Consider the following 20,603-nt stretch of genomic DNA (forward strand, 5'->3'; position numbering starts at 1 on the left):
CTCCGTTTGATCATGGGCCGCTCGCCGTTTTACCGCCGTTGACCTGCCGTTTTCCGCCCGTACGGGTGCCACGTCCGGTTCCTTGCAGCCAGCCCGCGGCCGGGGCGCCGCACGCGTCACTCGGCCCGCAGCGCCACCACCGGATCCAGCCGGCCGGCCCGCTGGGCCGGAACCACCCCGAAGACGATGCCGACCGCCGCCGAGACTCCGAAGGCGAGCGCCAACGACCACCAGGTGATCGCGGCCGGGATCGGCGAGACCGCGTCGACCAGGAGCGCGGTGCCCACGCCGAGCGCCATCCCGGTCAACCCACCGATCGAGGTGAGCAGCACCGCCTCCAGCAGGAACTGCACCCCGATGTCCCGGGGCCGGGCGCCGACCGCCTTGCGCAGGCCGATCTCGCGGGTCCGCTCGCGTACCGAGACGAGCATGATGTTGGAGACCCCGACGCCGCCGACCAGCAGCGAGATGCCGGCGATGGCGGCCAGTACGCCGGTCAGCACGCCGAGGATGTCGCCGAGCACGCCGAGGATCTGCTGCTGGGTCACGGCGCTGAACTCGGTGTCCGGGTGCCGGCGGGACAACTCGGCGACGATCCGGTCGCCGAGTTGGTCGATCCGCTCCCGGTCGGGGGCCTTGACCGCGATGCCGTCGACCCGCTGGGTGCCCCAGAGCCGCTGCGCGGCGGTCACCGGGATGTGCACCTCGCCGTCCCGGTCCACCCCGAGGCTCTGGCCGAGCGGGGTGAAGACGCCGATCACCCGGAACCGGACCCCGGCCAGGGCGATCTGCTGGCCGAGCGGGTCCCGGTCGGGGAAGAGCGCGCGGGCCACCGACGCCCCGAGCACCGCGACCCGGCGGCTGGTGTCCACGTCGGCGCCGGTGAGGTAGCGGCCCCGGGCCAGCGAGCGGGTGAAGACGGTCGGGGTGGTCTCCAGCACGCCCTGCACAGTGGTGAAGTCGGAGCGGGCGCCGGCTCGGGCGGTCGCGCCGGAGGCGATGGTGACGGCCACCCGTCCCGGGTCGCCCACCACCCGAGAGACCGCGTCCACGTCCTTGAGGGTCAGCGGCGAGACCACCGGGGCGGTGCCGACGTCGAGCTTGCCGGGGACCACCAGGAGCAGGTTCGAGCCGAGCCCCTCCACCTGCTGTTCGACCTTCTGCTTGGTGCCGGTGCCGATGGCCACGAGCAGCACCACCGACGCGACGCCGATGATCACCCCGAGCATGGTCAGCACGCTGCGCATCCGGTTGGCCCGCAGCGCGTCCAGCGCCACCCGCCACGCCTCGGCGAGCCTCACGACCCGCCTCCAGCCTGGGGTTCGTCGCCGCCGGCGCCCTCGGCGGTACGGCCCGAGGGCGGGCGGGAAAGGCGTCCGGTGGCTCCGGCGGCGCCACCGGAGCCACCGGACGGGTGCCCCGGGCCGCTTCCGGACACGGACCGGGGCCCCGCGCTGGGAGCGCCGTCCAGTGTCGCAGGTCGACCGGCGGCACCGGACAGCGGCCGATCATGAACGACGTCCGACCGCACCCGGCCGTCGCGTACGGCGATCTGTCGGCGGGCCCGGGCGGCCACCTCCTGGTCGTGGGTCACCATCACCAGGGCCACCCCGGACTCGGCGTTCAACCGTTCGAGCAGCTCCAGCACCGCCTCCCCGGTGACGCTGTCCAGGTTGCCGGTGGGCTCGTCGGCGAGCAGCACCGCCGGGTCGGTGACCAGGGCGCGGGCGATCGCCACCCGCTGCTGCTCACCGCCGGAGAGCTGGTTGGGCCGGTGGTGCAGCCGGTGCCCGAGCCCGACCCGGCCGAGCGTCGCCGCCGCCCGGTCGCGCCGTTGCCGCGCCCCGATCCCCCGGTAGACCAGGGGCAGCGCCACGTTGTCCACTGCGGACGTCCGGGGCAGCAGGTGGAACGCCTGGAAGACGAAGCCGATGGTCTCGTTGCGCAGCGTGGCCAGCTCGGGCGCGGAGAGCGTGGCGACGTCCCGGCCGCCGATCACCAGCCGGCCGTCGGTGGGTCGGTCCAGCCCGCCGAGCAGGTGCATCAGCGTCGACTTGCCCGAGCCGGACGGCCCGACCACCGCCACGTACTCGCCGGGGTCGATGGTGAGCGACACCCCGCGCAGCGCGGGCACGGACACCCCGTCGAGCTGGTACGTCCGGGACACGTCGACCGCCTCGATGGCCGGCACCCCGGCGGGCAGGGTCATTTCAGTTCCTGGCCGTCGCGGACCTGGTCGGTCCCGCGTACCACGATCCGGTCGCCGGCCTGCACTCCGCTGACGATCTGCACCAGATCCGGCCCCTGCACGCCGACGGTCACCGGCACCCGGTCGGCCCGGCCGTCCCGCAGCACCCAGACCGCGTCCCGGCCGTCGGCGGAGAAGACCGCGGAGGCGGGTACGGCCACCGCGTCGGCGGCCTCGCGGACCCGGAGGTGCACCACGGCGTTCATGCCGGGGCGGGGCGTGGGCGCCGACTCGCCCTCGCCGAGCCGCCCGGCGCCGAGGCCGAGGCGGACCCGGTAGGTGACGCCGCCGCGGGCCGAGCTGGTGGGGAGCACGTCGACCGAGCGGACGGTGGCGTCGTACGTCGCCCCGGTGACCGCGTCCAACTCCACGGCGGCGGTGAGACCGGCCCGGACCAGCAGCACGTCGGTCTCGTCGACCTCGGCGAGCAGGCCGAGCTGCCCGGTGTCCACGATGGTGAGGACCGGCGTGCCAGCGGTGACCCGGCCGCCCGCCGGCACCGCGTCGTCCACGCCCGCCGGCGGGCCGCCCTGCCCGGTGGACCCGAACGCCGACGGGTCGATCCCCGCCGCGCCACCACCGGCCGCCCCGAGCAGGCCGGTGAGGTCGGTTGGCGCCGCGGCCCCGGTGCCGCCCGGCTGCACCACCCCGCCGATCGGGGCACGCAGCGTCAACGCGTCGACGGTCGCCTTCGCCAGGTCGTACGCCTGCTGGGCCTGGAGGCGCTGCGCGGTCGACAGGGCGCCGACGGCGCTGTTCAGCCCGGCCATCCCGCGCTGCACGGCGGCGACCGCCCGGTCGGCGGCGCGGGCGGCCGACTCGTACTGCCGCTGGGCGGACTCGACCTGGAGCAGCAGCGCGGACCGCAGCTGCGGATCGCCGATCTTCCCGGCCGCCCGGCGCGCGGCGTCGAACGCCTCGGCGGCGGCGCGGTCGGTGCCGCGCCGGCTGCCGCCCAGGTCACCGACGCCGACGCCCCGGCCGGCCTGCTTCGCCGCCCGCAGCGCCGCGCGGGCCTGCCGGAGCCGGTCCTGCGCGGACGGCGAGTCGATCACGGCGAGCACCTGGCCGCGGCTGACCCGCTGCCCGGGTTGGACGCGCAGGCTGGCCAGGGTGCCATCGGCGGGCGCGGTGAGCGTGGCGGCGGCCCGGGCGGTCACGGTGGCCGGCGCGTCGATCACCTCGGCGACCGGGGACCGGCCCACCTGGGCCACCGCGATCGGGGAGTTGTCGTCGCCGCACGAGGCGGCGGTGGTGCCGGTCAGGACGACGACGGCGAGCAGGGCGGTGACGAGGCGGGGGCGGGTGGCCGCGGGCAGCCGCGGCGGGTCGGGGCGGGCCACCGGCCCATGCTACGAGCCGACGTCGACCGCCGACCCGCCGCTCAACCCGCCACGGCGCGGACGTAGGCGACGCAGTCGTCGTGCAGGGCGGACCACCGCTCACCAAACATCTGGTCGGCGGCGTCGTCCAAGGAGCGGTGCTCGTGCACCACCGTCCGGAAGAAGTCGAGCACCCGCTGCTCCCCGTATCGGTCGACCAGGTGGCGTACGGCCAGGTAGCCGACACCGTAGCTGCCGCCGACCCGGTCGTCGGCCGCGTCGTCGGCGGGGGCCAGCGAGTCGAGCCGGCCGGTCCACCCGCCGTGCACGAGCGTGCGCACCTCGGCCAGGCCCTCGTAGCGGCCCACCGGCTGGCCGTCCGCACCCGCGTATTCGGCCAGCCCCTCCACCAGCCACCAGCTGGACCGGTCGGAGTAGCCGTGGTCGGGCAGGGACGCGGCGTGGGTCAGCTCGTGCCGGAGCAGCTCGTCGACCCCGGCCGAGGTGAGGCTCGGCGCGTTCAGCACGACGTCGTGGTGTCCACCGCCGACGCCGACCGCGTACCCGGCGGTCCACTTCGGGCGGCCACCGCCGTACCAGCGCTGCCACTCCGCCCGGCCGGCGTAGAAGACCAGGTAGCGGTCCGGTGGGGTGCCGGTGACCGCGTAGCGGTCGGCGACCGTCGCGGCGGCCTCGGCCTGGGCGAGCAGCCCGGGAAGCTTGGCCCGCAGCGCCGGCGTGGTGGCGACGACGGTCCGCTTCCCGACCGCCACGGCCAGGTCACTCACCTCCCAGGGCCGGGCACCGGCGGGCTTCGCCCGGGACTCCTCGACGGCGAGCAGTCGGGGTTCCTCCCCGACCAGGTGCCACCGGGTGCCGATCTCCACCGTGCTCGGGGTGCAGCCGGGCACCACGAAGCAGTAGCGGACCGTCACCGCCAGCCGCCACTCCCCCGGTCGCCCGTCGACCGCCGCCGGCACCCCGTCCGCCGTCGGCTGCCACACGGTGACCCGCAGCGCGCGCAGCGCGGCGTACCGGCGGGTGAGGTCGGGGCGGGCGGCCGGCTCGGCGACGGCGAGGAAGCCGGCCCGGTCGCCGCCGAGCAGCGCGCTCGCCTGACGGTCGAGCTGCGCCGTCATCCGCACGCCGAGTCGCCGCGCCGCCGCCGCGGCCGGATCGTCGTCCCGGCCCGCTGCCGGCCGCCCGGCCGCATCCCCCACCAGACCGAGCAGGAGTACGCCCGGAACACCGCACGCCACCAGGGCGAGCACCAGCGCCAGCGCGGTCCAGAGCGGCCAGCCCCGACGACGACGCAGCGCTCCGCTGCTCGCCGCGACGGCCGGATCGGGCTGCTCGCCGTCGCTCACCGCCGGGCCCGGGGCCTGCTCGTCACCGTCGGTCACCGGCGAAGGGTACGACCAATCGGGGGCTCCGGCCAGAGGCCCCGCGCGTCGGCGACGGTTCCACCCCACTTTCTGTCCGCCCGAACGAAGTGTTCCCGACACCTACGAACTTGATGTCGCAGACGATTCACCCGCCTCGTGGGTGACCGCCCCCGACCGACCCGCGCGTGAGTCGTTTTCGACATCAGCTCTGTAGGCACCCGAAGGTGTCGTCCCGCTCCGCCGGGCCTCCGCCGACCCGGTCACGCCCCCGCTCGGCGCGAGCCAGGCCACCACGGGAGACCGCGGTGCGGGGCGATGGTGCTGCCGGGCGCAGAGCCCGCCCGCGAGGCGCGCCGGCAGCGGGCAGCATGCGGGCCGGCTCAGACCGGGTCGCCGGCCCCACACCACGGCGATCAGCAGCGGCGCCTTCATCAGGGCCGCCAACCCCGGTACGCGGTGTCCAGCGCGGCCACCATCTGGTCGAAGGAGCGGTCGATGTCCCGGGGCAGGCCGAACCCACCGGCCGCCTCGAGGGTGATGAAGCCGTGCACAGCGGCCCGGAACATCCTGGTGGCGTCGACGGCCGCGCCGCCGGTGAGGTCGTATCCGCGCAGGATCGCGTAGATCGCGCCGACGGCCCGCTCGGCGGCGGCGACATGCTCGGGGTCGGCGGGATCCGGCGCCCGCTGGATGGCCGGGTAGCGGCCGGGGTGCCGGCGGGCGTACCCCCGGTATGCCGCGGCCACCGCGCGGAGCGCGTCGTCGCCGGCCCGGCCCGCGGCGGCGGCGGTCAGCTCGGTGGCGATCTCGGCGGTCGCCAGCACGGCCAGCTTCCGGTGCAGGTCGTCCACGCCCTTGACGTGCTTGTAGAGGCTGGGCAGCGCGACCCCGAGCCGGCCGGCGAGCGCGGCCAGGGTGAGCCGGTCGTAGCCGACCTCGTCGGCGAGCACGGCCGCCTCCCGGACCACGGCCGCCGGGGTGAGGCCGGCCCTAGGCACGGAACGTCACCGCCAGGAACTCGACCAGGTCGGCGGCGGTGGCGTCGGGCTGGTCGGCGTGCGGGTAGTGACCGGAGTCGGCGATCATGCGCGCCTCGGCGGTGGCGAACAGCCGCCGGGCGGCCCGCGCCTCGGCGCCCGGGTCCGGGAAGTCCGGGTCCTTCGTACCCATCAGTACCAGCACCGGCTGCCGCACGTCCCGGGTCCGCGCGGTCCAGTGCGGCTCGACCGGCGCGATCACGCCGCGCACCGCGGCCATCCGGCCGCGCAGCTTGGCGACCAGTTCCTTCCGGTACGCGGCGTCGTCGTCCGGCCGCCCGCACGGGAAGAGCGTGCGGTGGAACATCCCGAACAGTCGGGGGCTGCGCAGGACGACCGCCTGCGCCAGGCGCATGACCGGGTTAGGGTTCGGCGGGGCGACGAAGGGGCTGACCTGCACGATGCCGTTGACCAGCTCGGGCGCGTCGGCGGCAGCGAAGACCACGGCCGCCGCGCTGGACGAGCTGCCGACCAGGGTGGCCGGGCCGCCGAGCGCCCGGACCACGGCGAGCAGGTCGGCGCCCACCTCGGCCGGGGCGTACGTGGGCCAGTGGGCGCTGGAGTCGCCGTGCCCCCGGACGTCGACCGAGGCCACCCGGTAGCCGGCCGCCACCAGCCGGGGCACCAGGTGCCGGAAGGCCGCCCGGTTCTCCCCCATACCGTGCGAGAGGACCACCAGCGGGCCCGCCCCGTGCACCTCGTACGCGATGGCTCCGCCGTCCCGCGACACCTGGCTAACAGTCATAGCTAAAAGGCTAATGCCATTAGCTTCAACCGTCAAGGATACCCAGGAACGAGGAACGGGCCGGCGGGACAGGGGTCCCACCCGGCCTGTTCCGCCGTCGGTCAGCTCACTTCTTCGAGATGAGCGCGCGCCCGAAGAACATCAGGTTGGCCGGGCGCTCGGCCAACCGCCGCATCAGGTAGCCGTACCACTCGTCGCCGTAGGGCACGTAGGTGCGCACCGTGTAGCCCTCACCGACCAGGCGGGCCTGCTCCTCGGGGCGGATGCCGAACAGCATCTGGAACTCGAAACGCTCCGGCTCGCGGTCGAACCAGCGGGCCCGGTCCGCGCCGATGGCGATCAGCCGCGGATCGTGGGTGGCCAGCATCGGGTAGCCGTCCCCGGACATCAGCACGTTCAGGCACCGCACGTACGACTTGTCCACCTCGCGGGCGGACTGGTAGGCCACCGACTCCGGCTCCTTGTACGCGCCCTTGCAGAGCCGCACCCGCGACCCCGCACCGGCCAGCTCCCGGCAGTCCGACTCGGTACGCCGCAGGTACGCCTGGAGCACCGCGCCGGTCGACGGGTAGTCCTTGCGCAGCTTGGCGAGGATGTCCAGGGTCGAGTCGGTGGTGGTGTGGTCCTCCATGTCCAGGGTGACCGTAGTGCCCGCCGCGTCGGCCGCCGCGCAGATCGCCCGCGCGTTGTCGTACGCGAGCTGCTCGTCGAACTTCTGGCCGAGGGCGGACAGCTTCACGCTCACCTCGGCCGCCGGGGTGAGCTCGGCGGCGGCGAGCAGCCGCAGTAGCTTGAGGTATTCGTCCCGGGTGGCGTTCGCCTGCTCGGGAGTGACGGTGTCCTCGCCGAGGTAGTCGAGGGTGACCGCTTGGCCGTCGGTGACGAGTACGCGGGTCGCGCGCAGCGCGTCGTCGGTGCCGGCACCGGCGACGAACCGGCGGACGACGTCCCGGGTGAACGGGGCCGTCGCAACGAGCCGCTCGACCTGGGATGACCGGGAGGCGGCGAGGATGACGGAACGGAGCATGAGCTGAGCGTAACGCCCGCTCGCCGACCCCCGCCCGGGGCCGGCCACCAACGTCACGCTCCGTCCCGGCCAGGGGAAACGAGGGGCAGCCGGGCTGGCGCGGATGGGCTACAAGGATCTTGTGGAACGACACCCCCGCCGCCGCCTCCGGTCGGCCACCGTGCAGCTCGGCGCGCTGACCGCCCTGGCGCTCGCCCTCTCCGGCTGCAACCTGACCGACGACGATGACGACTGCGCCCTCGGCCCGGTCGGTGGTGGCGGGGACAACGTCGCGCTGGCACTGCGGGCCCCGGCACCCGCCGCCGCGCGGGACACGTCCCCGCCGGTCGCCGCGGCGCTGCCCGCGCGCGGCGGCTTCGGCACCCACCTCGCCTCCTGCGGCGGCTGAGGTGCGGCGCGAGGCCAGCGTCCCGCGCCCCGGCTGGGACGCCACCATCCGCTCCCAAGGTCTGGTGTACGTCGACACCGAACTGCCCGACGGCGGGGTGATGTCGTACTGGGACGAGACCGCGGCGTACGCGTTCGGGCTGGACGAGGTTCTCCGGTTGGAGGAGGCGACCGAGGAGCTGCACCGGATGTCGGTGGCCGCCGCCGAGCACGTGGTGGCCCGCAACCGGTACGCGGAGTTCGGTATCCCGGCCTGGGCCGCCGAGGCGGTCGCCCGGTCGCTGCGCGAGGCACCGCCGACCCTCTACGGCCGCTTCGACCTCTGGTACGACGGGTCCTGGCCGCCGAAGCTGCTGGAGTACAACGCCGACACCCCGACCGCGCTGGTCGAGGCGAGCATCGTCCAGTGGTACTGGCTGGAGAACATCCGGCCCGCGGCGGACCAGTGGAACAGCCTGCACGAGCGGCTGGTCGGGGCGTGGGCGAAGATCGGTGCCGGCCTGCACGACCGGCGGGTGCACGTGGTCTGGTCCGCGGAGGAGGAGTCGGGCGAGGACCAGATCACCGCCGGCTACCTCGCCGAGACGGCCCGCCAGGCCGGGCTGGACGTCACGCTCATGCCGATCCAGGAGATCGGCTGGGACGGGCGGCGCTTCGTGGACGCCGCCGACCGGCCGATCACCACCTGCTTCAAGCTCTACCCGTGGGAGTGGATGCTGGCCGAGCCGTACGGGCCGCCCGCGCTGGCACCGGGCACCCCGACCACCTGGATCGAGCCGGCCTGGAAGCTGCTGCTGTCGAACAAGGCGCTGCTGGCGGTGCTCTGGGAGCTGTACCCGGAGCACGAATACCTGCTGCCGGCATACCTGGACTCGCCGCGCGGGATGACCGAGTACGTGGCGAAGCCGCTGCTCGGCCGGGAGGGCGCGGCCGTCCGCATCGTCACCGGAGGCACCGAGATCACCAATCCCGGAAGGTACGGCGACGAGGGCTTCTGCTACCAGGAGTTCCGCGCGTTGCCCGATTTCGCCGGCAATCACACGGTGCTGGGGAGCTGGATCGTCGACGGCGAGTCGGCCGGCGCCGGGGTGCGCGAGAGCGCGAGCCTCATCACCGACAGTTACGCCCGGTTCCTCCCCCACTACATCGACGCGCCGCGAACGCCGTGAGTCGTCTACCGTTGGTCTCGTGAACTTCGACGCGTACGCCCGGACCGGAGTTGATCTCGTCAACACCCGTCTGGACGACCTCGACGACCTGCGGACCCTGTTTCCGGACGAGAACGCGTGGATGCGCGACGAGGTCACGGAGCGGGACCTGGCGATCCTCCGGCGGGCGCAGAAGCGCCTGCGCGACGTCTTCGAGTACGGCACCTCGGGCCGGGACGCCGAGGCGGTGGCGGAACTGAACACGCTGCTGGAGGCGTTCCCGGTGCAGCCGCGCATCTCCGGCCACGACTCCAGCGACTGGCACATGCACGTGACCAGCCGGGGCGCCTCGGTCTCGTCGGAATACCTGGCCGGCGCGGTCTGGGGCCTGTCGGTCTGGCTCTGCGAGTACGGCAGCGCCCGGTTCGGCGTCTGCGCCGACGAGCGCTGCGGCAACGTCTACCTGGACACCTCGTCGAACTGCTGCCGGCGGTTCTGCTCGGAACGCTGCGCCACCCGCTCGCATGTGGCCGCCCACCGGGCCCGGAAGCGGGCCGCCGTCGGCGACCAGCTGCCGGTCCCGGCCCAGTCGGAACCGCTCGCCCCGGTCAGCTGACCCGCACCAGGGTCAGGCGTCGACCGGGGACGGGGCGGTGAGGTTGGCGCGGGCGAACTCGAGCGCCGCGCGGAGGTCGGCCTCACGCACCGCGCGGCTCTTCGCGCCCCGGGTGGTGACCTCCACCGCCACCGAGCCGGTGAAGCCACGGCCGGCCAGCGAGCGGAGCAGCTCCGCGCAGGGCTGGCCGCCACGCCCGGGCACCAGGTGCTCGTCGCGCCCCTCGCCGGTGCCGTCGCCCAGGTGCACGTGGGCCAGGCCCGACCCCATCCGGTCGGCCATCGCCAGGGCGTCGGTGTGCGAGGCGGCGCAGTGCGAGAGATCCAGGGTGTACGCGGCGTAGCCGGTGTCGGTCGGGTCCCAGCCCGGGACGTACGGGACGAACTGCCGGCCGGCCATCCGCACCGGATACATGTTCTCCACCGCGAAGCGCAGCCCGCCGAACTGCCCGGCGATCGTGTCGAGGCCGTCGGCGAAGTTGCGGGCGTAGTCCCGCTGCCAGGTGAACGGCGGGTGCACCACGACCGTGGGTGCCTCCAGCGTCTCGGCCAGCTCGGCGGCCTTGCGCAGCCGCTCCCACGGATCGGGACTCCACACCCGCTGGGTGACCAGCAGGCACGGGGCGTGCACCGAGAGGACCGGGACGCCGTAGTGGTCGGCCAGGCCGCGCAGCGCGCCCGGGTCCTGGCTCACCACGTCGGTCCAGACCATCACCTCGACGCCGTCGTACCCGAGCGCCGAGGCCAGCTGGAACGCCGCCGCGGTCCGCTCAGGAAAGACCGAGGAACTGGAGAGGAGCACCGGCACGCGGGTAGTCACACCCTTCAGGGTAACCGCCTCCGCCGCAGCCCATCAGGACGAGCATCCCCAAACCGCCCAGAACGACCCGGGTCACATCGGCGCCAGCTGATCGAGCCGGCGGAGGATGACCCCCTCCCGCAGCGCCCACGGGCAGATGTCCAACCGGTCCACGTCGAGCCGGCGCAGCACCGCCTCGGCCACCACGGCGCCGGCCAGCAGCTGGTGGGCCCGCCCCGCGCTCACCCCCTCCAGCTCGGACAGCTGCGCCGGCGGGATGTGCCGGATGAAGCCGAGCACCTGCCGCAGCCCGGTCCGGGTCAGGCTGCGCGGGGCCCACAGCCCGGCGCCCGACGGGGCGGCCCCGGCCAGCCGGGCCAGCGTCCGGAACGTCTTCGAGGTGGCGACCGGCCGCTCCCAGCCCACCTCGGCCAACTGCTTCACCACCGGGTCGAGCAGTGTGTGGACGTGCTCCCGCAGCTCCTCCACCGCCTCGGCGGACGGCGGCACGGACCCGGCCGGGTCCACCCGCAGCCGTTCCCGGCTCAGCCGCCCGGCGCCGAGCGGCAGCGACACCGCCACGTCCGGCTCCTCGTCGATGCCGGCCGCCAACTCAAGCGAGCCGCCACCGATGTCCAGCACCAGCAGCCGCCCGGCCGACCAGCCGAACCACCGCCGGACCGCGAGGAAGGTCATCCGTGCCTCGTCCGCGCCGGAGAGCACCTCCAGCCGTACGTCGGTCTCGTCGCGGACCCGGGCCAGCACCTCGCCGGCGTTGGTGGCCTCCCGGACCGCGGAGGTGGCGAAGGCGAGCAGGTCGTCCACCGCCAGCCCGGCCGCCGCCGCGCGAGCCATGCCGACGGCCTTGGCCAGCCCGTCCGCGCCCGCCTCGGTCAGCGCGCCGTCCGGGCCGATCTGCTCGGCCAGCCGGAGCACCACCTTCTCGGAGTGCGCCGGCCAGGGGTGCGCCCCGTGGTGGGCGTCGACCACCAGCAGATGCACCGTGTTCGAACCGACGTCGAGGACACCCAGTCGCATGCTGACGACCCTAGGGCCAACACGTTTCGGCGGCTCGCCGGCCGGCCGGGCCGACCACGCGTACGCTGGTCCGGGTGACAGGCCAGATCGAGCTGCAGGTGCTGGTGGACGACCCCGACGACCCGCGCAGCCGGGAGGTGGAGCTGGACTTCCCCCGGGAGTGGATCGAGTTCGTCGACCCAGCGGACGAGAAGCACATTGTCCGCGCCGACCTGACCTGGCTGCTCTCCCGCTGGACGTGCATCTTCGGCAAGGGCTGCCACGGCATCATCGCCGGCCGGGGCGCGGACGGCTGCTGCTCGCACGGGGCGTTCTTCACCGACTCCGACGACGAGAAGCGGGTGCGCGCCGCGGTCAAGCGGCTCACCCCGGAGACCTGGCAGCACTTCCGCAAGGGCTTCAAGAACTGGACCGAGAACGACACCATCGACGGGAAGAACCCGGCCCGGCGTACCGCCACCCGGGACGCCGACTCGCCGTGCGTGTTCCTCAACGACGCCGACTTCCCGGGCGGGGGCGGTTGCGCGCTGCACGCCCAGGCCCTGCGTGACGGGGCGCACCCGCTGGAATACAAGCCGGACGTCTGCTGGCAGCTGCCCATCCGCCGGGACCAGGACTGGCACAAGCGGCCGGACAACACCAAGGTGCTGATCTCCACGCTCGCCGAGTTCGACAGGCGGGGCTGGGGCGCCGGCGGGCACGACCTGGACTGGTGGTGCACCTCCTCCACCGACGCGCACGTCGGCGCCGAGCCGATGTACGTCTCGTACGGCCCGGAGCTGACCGCGCTGATCGGCGCAGCCGCGTACGCGAAGCTGGCGGAGCTGTGCGCGGCCCGGCTGCGCCAGGGCCAGGTCGCCCCCCATCCGGCCAGCGAGGGCTGAGCCCGGCTACGCCGACGCGGGCAGGACGACCACCCCGTCGTCGTCGCTGTAGACGTGCGCGCCCGGCGCGAAGACGCAGTTGCCGAAGAACACCGGCACGTCCCGCTCGCCCGCGCCGGTCTTGGCGCTCTTGCGCGGATTCGTGCCGAGCGCCTTGATGCCGATCGGGAGGGTACGCAGCGCGGCCACGTCCCGGACCGCGCCGTTGATCACCACGCCGGCCCAACCGTTCTCCGCCGCCGTGCCGGCGATTAGGTCACCCATCAGGGCGGTGTGCACGGAGCCGTCACCGTCCACCACCAGGACGCGACCCTCCCCTGGTTCGGCGACGATCGACTTCACCAGGGCGTTGTCCTCGAAGCAGCGCACCGTCACGGCCGGTCCGCCGAAGGTTGGCACCCCGCCGAACTGGCGCAGCTGGGTGTCGCACGAGCCGAGGGTCTCGCCGTACCGGTCGTAGAGGTCGGCGGTGGTGGGTGTCTCCATGGTGGTCCTTTCGCTCAGTCCGGGTTCGGATCCGTACGGTGCAGGCCGGTGGCGGCGACGGCCGCGCCGGCCAGGCCCGCGGCGGTGCAGGCGAGCACGCCGGCCGCCCCGGCGCCGGCCGCCAGCACGCCGGCGGCGCTGGGGATGAGCACCTGGCCGAGCCGGTTGCCGGTGAGTCGGAGCGACATCGCCCGGCCGCGCAGCCCGGGCGGCGCCGACTCGGCCAGGAACGACATGGTGAGCGGCTGCCCGGCGCCGAGCCCGAGGCCGGCGACGGTGACGACCACGGCCATCGCCCAGAACGGCAGCGGCGGCAGCAGCAGCGCCAGCCCGGCGGCGGAGAGTGCGACCGTGCCGATCAGCAGCCAGCGCCGGCCGATCGCGGCGACCAGCCGGCCGAGCCCCAGCCGAGAGACCATCGACGCGACCGCGCGCAGGCCGAGCAGTACGCCGATCTCGCCGGCCGCGATGCTCCGCTCGGCGCCGAGGGCGGGCAGGTAGACCAGGGTGATGTCGACCGCCGCCAGGACCACGCAGCTGACCGTGAGGGCACGCACCAGCCCCGGCTGGCGGAGCAGGTCCCGCATCCCCCCGGCGTCCGGCCCGGCCGCCGTCTGATGGTGCGCGGACGGGCGGAGAAACGCGGCGGCGGCCAGAAGGGGCACGGCCAGCGCGGTGGCGCCGAGGAAGATGGCCCGGGTGTCCGGGATCGGCCGGTCCCCGCCGAAGACCACGATCAGGCCGGGCCCGAGCGCCTGCCCCAGCGAGGCGGCGAAGGTGTAGTAGCCGAAGGCCGCGTCGTACCGGTCGGCCGGGGTGCGGTTGGCGACCAGCGCCTGCTGGGCCACCACCGCGCAGAGATGCGCGGTGCCGAGCAGCATGCTGGCCAGCACCAGGCCGGCCACCGAGCCGGCGAAGAGCACGAAGGCGAGTCCGGCGGCGGCGAGCAGGGCCGACCCGGCGAGCGCCACCCGGCGCTCGCCGAACCGGTCGACCGCGTGGCCGCTGGGCACGGCCAGCACCAGCGGTACGACGGCGAAGCTGGCCCCGAGCACGCCCAGCCAGGCTCCCGGCACGTCCAGTTCCAGCGCCCGGTACGCGGATGCCGGCCGGAGCATGAAGGTGACCGCCTGCAGCACGACGGTGTGTGCGAGCAGCAGGGCGGTCTGGGCGCGCCCGGGAGCGGTCAAGCTCCCGGGCGCCACTCAGCCGGCCTTCACGGCGAGGACCGGGCAGGGCACCCGGAGCAGGATCTCCTGCGCGGTCGACCCCATGATCAGCTTGCCCACCGGGGTGCGGTGCCGGATGCCGATCACCACCAGCGACACGTCCTCCGCCTCGACGATCTCCTCGATCTCCTCGGCCGCGTCCCGCCCCCGCACGAGTTGCCGCACGTTGTGCGGCACCCCGGCGGCGGTCAGCTCGCGGGTGACCCGCTCGAGATCGGGCTCCTGCGCGAGGCGTGGGTCGGCGTACGCGTCGCCGCGGGAGGTGTTCACCACGAGGATCGGCTCCTCGCGGAACCTCGCCTGCTCGATCGCCGCCCGCAGGGCCGCCTCGCCCAACGGCGACGGCACATAGCCCACCAGCACGGTCATCCGGTCACCAACCTTCCCCGCAGCGGACGGACCACGAACCGCCCGACCAGCGGCCAGAGGAGCACCACGGCGATCGCGGCGTAGATCAGCCAGGACACCCAACCGCCGAGCAGCCCGTGCAGCTCACCGCCGGAGAGCTGCAACGCCCGCCGGCCCTGCAGCTCGGCACGCGGGCCGAGGATGATGCCGACGATCAGCGGCAGGATCGGTAGCCCGAAGCGCCGCATTCCGAAGCCGAGCAGGCCGAGCGCGAGCAGCAGGAACAGGTCGAACGGCTGGGCGTTGACCGCGTACGCGCCCATCGAGGCGAAGAAGAGGATCCCGGCGTAGAGGTAGGGGCGCGGGATCCGCAGCAGGCGCGCCCAGGCCGGGGCGAGCGGCAGGTTGAGCACCAGCAGCAGCAGGTTGCCGATGAAGAGGCTGGCGATCAGCGTCCAGACCAGGCTGGACTCCCGGGTGAAGAGCAGCGGGCCGGGCTGGATGCCGTACCCCTGGAAGGCGGCCAGCATCACCGCGGCGGTGGCGTTGGTCGGCAGGCCGATGGCCAGCATCGGCACCAGGGTGCCGGCGGCCGAGGCGTTGTTGGCCGCCTCCGGCCCGGCGACGCCCTCGATCGCGCCCCGGCCGAACTCCTCCTTGTGCTTCGAGAGCTTCTTCTCGGTGACGTACGACAGGAACGTGGGGATCTCCGCCCCGCCGGCCGGCACCGCGCCGAACGGGAACCCGAACGCCGTGCCGCGCAGCCACGGCTTCCAGGACCGTTTCCAGTCCTGCTTCCCCATCCACGGCTGGCCCACCGGGATCACCTCGCCGGCCTTGCGGCGCAGGTGCGCGGCGATCCAGAGCGCCTCGCCCACGGCGAAGATGCCGACCGCCACCACGACCACGTCGATGCCGTCGGCGAGCTGCGGGATCCCGAAGGTGAGCCGCTGCTGACCGGACTGGTCGATGCCGATCACACCGATCATCAGGCCGAGCACCAGCGACGCGAAGCCGCGTACCCGGGACGCGCCGAGCACCGCCGTGACGGACACGAAGGCCAGCAGCATCAGCGCGAAGTAGTCGGGCGCGCCGAGGCTGATCGCGAACTGCACCACCGGCGGGGTGACCACCACCAACAGCACGGTGGCGATGGTGCCGGCGACGAACGAGCCGATCGCGGCGGTGGCCAGGGCCTGGGCCGCCCGGCCCGCCTTGGCCATCTTGTTGCCCTCGATGGCGGTCACCACCGACGAGGACTCGCCGGGGGTGTTCAGCAGGATCGAGGTGGTCGATCCGCCGTACATGCCGCCGTAGAAGATGCCGGCGAACATGATGAAGGCCTGAGCCGGCTCCATCCCGTAGGTGACCGGCAGCAGCAGCGCCACGGTCATCGCCGGGCCGATGCCGGGCAGCACGCCCACGGCGGTGCCGACGGTCACGCCGAGCAGCGCGAACAGCAGGTTCATCGGGGTCAGCACATTGGCGAACCCGTCGAGCAGGTTGGCGAGGTTGTCCATCTACAGGATCCCTTGCAGCACGCCGGCGGGCAGGTCGACGCCGAGCCCGATGGCGAAGGTGTAGAACGTGATCAGCGACATCGCGACGGCGATCAGCAGGTTCCGGACGTAGTGGCGGTTGCCGAGCGCGAACGCCGAGCCCCAGAAGAGGATCGTCCCGCTGATCACCCAGCCGAGCCGGTCGATGAGCACGGCGTTGACCAGGAACGCGCCGATCAGCAGCAGCACCGTGCGCCAGTCGATCGGGGTGCTCAGGTCGACGTCCTCGCCCGCCTCCGGCTCGCCGGCGCCGCCGCGGGCCACGTCCACCCCGTAGATGGCCGCGATGATCAGCAGCAGCACGCCGAGCAGGATCGGCACCGCCTTGGGGCCGATGGGGTCGGCCGTGTTGATCGCGTTCCCGATCCTGGTCGTCGCGTCGAAGATGACCAGCCCGCCGACCAGGGCCAGGAAGGCGCACACGCCGTACTGCGCCCGGTCCCGCTTGGGCGCTGGGCTCTCCGCCGCCGTCCCGTCGGCGTCCGGCCCGGTGTCCGCAGGTGGTGCCGCCGACCCGGCGGGTTGCCCCGCCGGGTCGGCGGCCGGCGGGTCCGCGACCGGGACGGGCGCGGGGGGCAGCGCGCCCGTCTCCCGGTCCGGCGGCGCCGCCTGGTCCGGCACGATGGGTACGGCCGGCCGGGACGGCGGATCGCCGCCCCGGTCCGGTCGGGTCGTCATGCCGGTCATGCCAGCCCGAGCTGCTTGAGCACGTCGGCCACGGCCTTGTCCTGCTCGGTCAGGAAGGTGCCGAACTCGTCACCGGTGATGAACGCGTCGGTCCAGCCACGCTTCTTCAGCTCGGCCTTCCACTCCTCCGAGTCGTGCATCTTGGTCAGCACATCGATCCAGACCTTCTTGTCGGCGTCGCTGATGCCGGGCGGCGCGACGATGCCCCGCCAGTTGGTGAAGACCAGGTCGATGCCGGAGGACTTCAGGGTCGGCACGTCCTTCAGCGCCTCGATCGGCGCCTCGCTGGTCACCGCGAGGACCCGGATCTGGCCGGCCTCGACCTGGTCGAGGAACTCGCCGAAGCCGCTGGCGCCGAAGGCCACCTTGCCACCGAGCACGGCCGGCAGCAGCTCGCCGCCGCCGTCGTACGAGACGAAGTTGACCTGGCGGGGGTCGATGCCGACGGTCTTGGCGAGCTGCATGGGCAGCAGGTGGTCCGGGCCACCGGGCGAGGAGCCGCCGCCGACGGCGATGCCCTTCGGGTTGGCCTTCCACGCCGCCACCAGGTCGTTGATGGTCTTGTACGGGGAGTCCTTCGGCACCACGATGGCGCCGGCCTCCTCGATCATCTTGGCCAGCGGTGTGGTCTGGGTCAGCGTCGCCGCCGACTTGGAGGTGTACGAGGCACCGACCACGCCCAGCCCCATCTGCATGGCGAGCTTGCCGTTGCCCTTCTCGTTCACGGTCCGCTGAAGGCCGACCGTGCCGCCCGCGCCGGGCAGGTTGAACACCTGCACGCCGGTGGCGATCTTGGCGTCCTCCATCACCTTCGCGGCGGTACGGGCCGTGGTGTCGTATCCGCCACCGGGGGTGTTCGGGACCATGATCCGCAGCCCGGTGACCGGCTTGCCGTCGTCGGCGGCACCGGCCCCACCCTTGTCGGCGGTGGCACCGCAGGCTCCCAGGGCGAGCGCCGTAGCGGCGGCCACGCCCATGACCAGCACGTTTCTCCTAGTTGCCATCATGTTTCTCTTCCGTTTCGAATGAGTCCGGCGGCAAGATGGTGGCCTCCGAGCAGGCAAACTGTCTGCGTTGTGTCACCAGCGGAAGTTGAGGTCTTTGTGGTCGCGGTCACGTCCCGGCGTCGTACGCTCGCCGGGCAACTGCTCGTCCTCCAGCTCGCGATCATCGTCGTGGTGCTGGTGGCGGTGGCCGCTGTCTCGCTGGCCCAGTCCGCAGCCACCTTCAACCGGGTCGAGGGACGCCGGGTCGCCGCGCTCGGCGAAGAGCTCGCCGGCAGCCCGCTGCTGCGCGACCAGCTCACCCAACCGGCGCCCGGCGAGGCGATCGCACCGCTGCTGCAGAACACGTTGATCCGGTCCGGGGTGACCCACGTGACCGTGGCCAACGAGCGGGGCCGGGTGGTCAGCTCGACGGACCCGACGCTGGTCGGCAGCCCCGTGAGGCTCGGCGACCCCCGGGTCGCGGAGGGCCGGAGCTGGTTCGGGGAACTGGCGGTCGACGGGCCGCAGGAGCTGGTGGCGCAGGTGCCGGTACTCGGCGACGACCCGGTGACGAAGAAGAACCTCGGCCGGTACCTGGGCGTGGTGGTCGTCGGCGAGAAGTCGCCGAGCTGGTCGGAACGACTGGTCGGGGCCTCCTCGTACCTGCTCACCTACCTGGGCATCGCCTGCGGGCTCGGGGTGATCGGATCGTGGCTGCTGGCCCGGCGGATCAAGCGGCAGACCCTCGGCCTGGAGCCCCGGGAGATCGCCGGGCTGGCCGAGCACCGGGAGGCGCTGCTGCACGGCATCGCCGAGGGGGTGATCGCGCTGGACCCGCAGCAGCGCGTCACCCTGGTGAACGCGGTGGGCCGGCGGCTGCTCGACCTGCCCGAGGAGTGCCTCGGCCGCAGCCTCCGCGAGCTGCGCATCAACGGCCGACTGCGGGACGTGCTGGCCGGGGCCGGCGGCGGCCCGGACGCCCGGGACCAGGTGGTGGTCCGGCGCGGCCGGGTGCTGGTGATGAACCGGATGACGGTCCGCAAGGACGGCCGCCGGCTGGGCTCGGTCACCACGCTGCGGGACCGTACCGAGCTGGCCCGGCTGGAGCAGGAGCTCGGCTCGTTCCGCAGCACCACCGAGCTGCTGCGGGCGCAGACCCACGAGTTCGCCAACCAGTTGCACACCATCTCCGGGCTGATCCAGATCGGCGAGCACGACGAGGTGGTCCGGTACGTGGACGCGCTGAGCCGGCACCGGGCGTCACTCGACCTGACGGTCACCAGCCGGATCCACGACACGGCGATCGCGGCGCTGCTCATGGCGAAGTCGGCGGTGGCCGCGGAACGCCGGGTGGAGCTGCGGATCTCCGAGCAGACCGGGCTGGACCGGCTGCCGGCGGAACTGTCGGCGGACGTCGCCACAGTGCTCGGCAACCTGGTGGACAACGCGGTCGAGGCGGTGGCGGGCGGCCGGGAGGCGGCCGGCGACCCGGCGGAGCAGCCCGCCTGGGTGGAGGTCGAGCTGCGGCAGGACGCCTCCTCGGTGGAGATCGTCGTCCGCGACTCCGGCCCCGGCGTCGCGCCGGAACTGGCGCAGGAGGTCTTCACCCACGGCTTCACCACCAAGGCGGCCCACAGCGGCGAGCGGGGCATCGGCCTGGCGCTCACCCGCCTGGTGTGCCACCGTCGCGGCGGCGAGGTGGCGGTGACGAACACCGCCGAGGGCGCCATGTTCACCGCGCGGATGTCGGTGCTGGCCAGCATGCTGGAGGAGGCGCGATGATCGACGTGCTCGTCGTCGACGACGACTTCATGGTGGCCCGGATCCACCGCGGGTTCGTCGACCGGATCGACGGCTTCCGGGTGGTCGGCACCGCCAGCACCGGCGAGCAGGCGGTGGCGGCGGTCGAGGAACTCCGGCCCGACCTGGTCCTGCTCGACCTCTACCTGCCCGACATGTTCGGCCTCGACGTGGTGACCCGGATCCGGGCCGCCCGGCACGACTGCGACGTCCTGGTGATCAGCGCCGCCCGCGAGGCCGAGGCGGTACGCCGGGCCGTCCGCTACGGCGCGGTCAACTACCTGCTCAAGCCGTTCGGCTTCGACGAGCTGCGCACCCGGCTGGCGCAGTACGCCGCCCGCCGCGCCGCCCTGCGTACGGCGGTGGTCGCCGACCAGGCCGACGTCGACCGGGTACTCTCCCGCAGCGGCTCGACGGCCACCACTCCGGCGCTGCCGCGCGGACTCAGCCCGGAAACCGCCGAGCTGGTGGAACGCGCCCTCCGCGGGCACACCGGGACCCTCTCCGCCAGCGAGTGCGCCGACCGGGTCGGCATCTCCCGGGTCAGCGCCCGTCGCTACCTGGAGCACTTCTCCGGCACGGGGCGGGCCGAGGTGACCCTGAAGTACGGCGCGGCCGGCCGGCCGGAACGCCGCTACGCCTGGGTAGCCTGAGCCGGCCGCTGCGGGCTGCGGTTGACGGCTGGGGGCGGCCCTATGTTCCGGTTGTGGGCTGGGGGCGACCGTGCGTCGCGGTCTTCCAGGCGCCAGCATCCAGAGACACTGCTGGCCGGCACCCATCTTGGGGTGCCGGCCAGCGGCGTGTTCACGTTCTTTCGGTTGTCAGCTGTGGTGCTCGGCTGTGTTGTCAGCTGTTCCAGTGCTGGGCGACGAG

Annotated in this window: 21 protein-coding genes; 6 read left to right on the plus strand and 15 right to left on the minus strand. The window is 73.7% G+C overall.

All coding sequences use genetic code 11. The annotated features are described in order from the left end of the window. Positions 1-116: 116 nt before the first annotated feature. The 7 genes from ACGF4F_RS16020 to ACGF4F_RS16050 all read right to left on the minus strand — a co-directional run bounded on the left by ACGF4F_RS16020 (position 117) and on the right by ACGF4F_RS16050 (position 7,764). The gene (locus tag ACGF4F_RS16020; RefSeq protein WP_357438462.1) at positions 117-1,301 is read right to left on the minus strand and encodes an ABC transporter permease; all 1,185 of its coding nucleotides are present in this window, start codon (positions 1,299-1,301) and stop codon (positions 117-119) included. Next, entirely contained in the window at positions 1,298-2,209 is a 912-nt protein-coding gene (locus tag ACGF4F_RS16025) for an ABC transporter ATP-binding protein (RefSeq protein WP_357438465.1), read from the minus strand. The genes ACGF4F_RS16020 and ACGF4F_RS16025 overlap by 4 nt, the downstream gene beginning before the upstream one ends. After that, the gene (locus tag ACGF4F_RS16030) at positions 2,206-3,591 is read right to left on the minus strand and encodes an efflux RND transporter periplasmic adaptor subunit (protein WP_393077922.1); all 1,386 of its coding nucleotides are present in this window, start codon (positions 3,589-3,591) and stop codon (positions 2,206-2,208) included. Before ACGF4F_RS16030 ends, ACGF4F_RS16025 begins: the two co-directional genes overlap by 4 nt. Positions 3,592-3,632: 41 nt before the next feature. Continuing rightward, positions 3,633-4,973 (minus strand): hypothetical protein, encoded by a 1,341-nt coding sequence (locus tag ACGF4F_RS16035; RefSeq protein WP_393077925.1) that lies wholly within the window; start codon positions 4,971-4,973, stop codon positions 3,633-3,635. A 413-nt stretch (positions 4,974-5,386) separates the two neighbouring features. Next, entirely contained in the window at positions 5,387-5,953 is a 567-nt protein-coding gene (locus tag ACGF4F_RS16040) for a WHG domain-containing protein (RefSeq protein WP_357438473.1), read from the minus strand. After that, positions 5,946-6,737 (minus strand): alpha/beta hydrolase, encoded by a 792-nt coding sequence (locus ACGF4F_RS16045; protein WP_357438476.1) that lies wholly within the window; start codon positions 6,735-6,737, stop codon positions 5,946-5,948. The genes ACGF4F_RS16040 and ACGF4F_RS16045 overlap by 8 nt, the downstream gene beginning before the upstream one ends. Positions 6,738-6,843: 106 nt before the next feature. Further along, positions 6,844-7,764 carry a proline dehydrogenase family protein gene (locus ACGF4F_RS16050; RefSeq protein WP_357438479.1) on the minus strand — a complete coding sequence of 307 codons (921 nt, stop codon included), beginning with the start codon at positions 7,762-7,764 and terminating at the stop codon, positions 6,844-6,846. Positions 7,765-7,885: 121 nt separating this feature from the next. On the opposite strand from ACGF4F_RS16050, the gene ACGF4F_RS16055 reads away from it, so the two are divergent. From ACGF4F_RS16055 to ACGF4F_RS16065, 3 genes are read left to right on the plus strand one after another with little or no spacing between them, the layout of a single operon-like run. Then, a complete protein-coding gene (locus tag ACGF4F_RS16055; RefSeq protein WP_357438482.1) occupies positions 7,886-8,152 on the plus strand; it encodes a hypothetical protein in 267 nt (88 codons plus the stop codon). A gap of 1 nt (position 8,153) precedes the next feature. Next, the gene (locus ACGF4F_RS16060; protein ID WP_357438484.1) at positions 8,154-9,320 is read left to right on the plus strand and encodes a glutathionylspermidine synthase family protein; all 1,167 of its coding nucleotides are present in this window, start codon (positions 8,154-8,156) and stop codon (positions 9,318-9,320) included. Between the two features lie 19 nt (positions 9,321-9,339). Further along, on the plus strand, positions 9,340-9,915 hold the full coding sequence (locus ACGF4F_RS16065) for a CGNR zinc finger domain-containing protein (protein WP_357438487.1): 576 nt from the start codon (positions 9,340-9,342) through the stop codon (positions 9,913-9,915). Between the two features lie 12 nt (positions 9,916-9,927). On the opposite strand, the gene ACGF4F_RS16070 is transcribed toward ACGF4F_RS16065, so the two are convergent. Both ACGF4F_RS16070 and ACGF4F_RS16075 read right to left on the minus strand, forming a co-directional pair. After that, positions 9,928-10,734, minus strand: coding sequence for a sugar phosphate isomerase/epimerase (locus ACGF4F_RS16070; protein ID WP_357438490.1), 807 nt, complete (start codon positions 10,732-10,734; stop codon positions 9,928-9,930). 72 nt (positions 10,735-10,806) lie between these two features. Next, positions 10,807-11,751 (minus strand): Ppx/GppA phosphatase family protein, encoded by a 945-nt coding sequence (locus tag ACGF4F_RS16075; RefSeq protein ID WP_357438493.1) that lies wholly within the window; start codon positions 11,749-11,751, stop codon positions 10,807-10,809. A 74-nt stretch (positions 11,752-11,825) separates the two neighbouring features. On the opposite strand from ACGF4F_RS16075, the gene ACGF4F_RS16080 reads away from it, so the two are divergent. Next, positions 11,826-12,635 (plus strand): hypothetical protein, encoded by an 810-nt coding sequence (locus ACGF4F_RS16080; protein WP_357438495.1) that lies wholly within the window; start codon positions 11,826-11,828, stop codon positions 12,633-12,635. Positions 12,636-12,641: 6 nt separating this feature from the next. Here ACGF4F_RS16080 and rraA read toward each other — a convergent pair whose 3' ends face one another. The 6 genes from rraA to ACGF4F_RS16110 are packed head-to-tail and all read right to left on the minus strand — an operon-like array spanning position 12,642 to position 17,948. Then, a complete protein-coding gene (rraA, locus tag ACGF4F_RS16085) occupies positions 12,642-13,121 on the minus strand; it encodes a ribonuclease E activity regulator RraA (RefSeq protein WP_357438498.1) in 480 nt (159 codons plus the stop codon). 14 nt (positions 13,122-13,135) lie between these two features. Next, complete coding sequence (locus tag ACGF4F_RS16090) at positions 13,136-14,311, minus strand: MFS transporter (protein ID WP_357438501.1); 1,176 nt, start codon at positions 14,309-14,311, stop codon at positions 13,136-13,138. 15 nt (positions 14,312-14,326) lie between these two features. Then, positions 14,327-14,719, minus strand: a complete 393-nt coding sequence (locus tag ACGF4F_RS16095) for a universal stress protein (RefSeq protein ID WP_073834444.1) — start codon at positions 14,717-14,719, stop codon at positions 14,327-14,329. After that, entirely contained in the window at positions 14,716-16,218 is a 1,503-nt protein-coding gene (locus ACGF4F_RS16100; protein WP_357438504.1) for a tripartite tricarboxylate transporter permease, read from the minus strand. The genes ACGF4F_RS16095 and ACGF4F_RS16100 overlap by 4 nt, the downstream gene beginning before the upstream one ends. Beyond that, entirely contained in the window at positions 16,219-16,935 is a 717-nt protein-coding gene (locus ACGF4F_RS16105) for a tripartite tricarboxylate transporter TctB family protein (protein WP_357438506.1), read from the minus strand. Positions 16,936-16,940: 5 nt separating this feature from the next. After that, positions 16,941-17,948, minus strand: coding sequence for a tripartite tricarboxylate transporter substrate binding protein (locus ACGF4F_RS16110; protein WP_357438507.1), 1,008 nt, complete (start codon positions 17,946-17,948; stop codon positions 16,941-16,943). Positions 17,949-18,020: 72 nt separating this feature from the next. Between ACGF4F_RS16110 and ACGF4F_RS16115 the strand changes: the two genes are divergently transcribed. Then, a complete protein-coding gene (locus ACGF4F_RS16115) occupies positions 18,021-19,712 on the plus strand; it encodes an ATP-binding protein (RefSeq protein ID WP_393077935.1) in 1,692 nt (563 codons plus the stop codon). After that, a complete protein-coding gene (locus ACGF4F_RS16120) occupies positions 19,709-20,383 on the plus strand; it encodes a response regulator (RefSeq protein ID WP_357438514.1) in 675 nt (224 codons plus the stop codon). The genes ACGF4F_RS16115 and ACGF4F_RS16120 overlap by 4 nt, the downstream gene beginning before the upstream one ends. Positions 20,384-20,603 lie beyond the last annotated feature (220 nt).

This window comes from Micromonospora sp. NPDC047740, from assembly GCF_043204735.1.
GTDB lineage: Bacteria > Actinomycetota > Actinomycetes > Mycobacteriales > Micromonosporaceae > Micromonospora.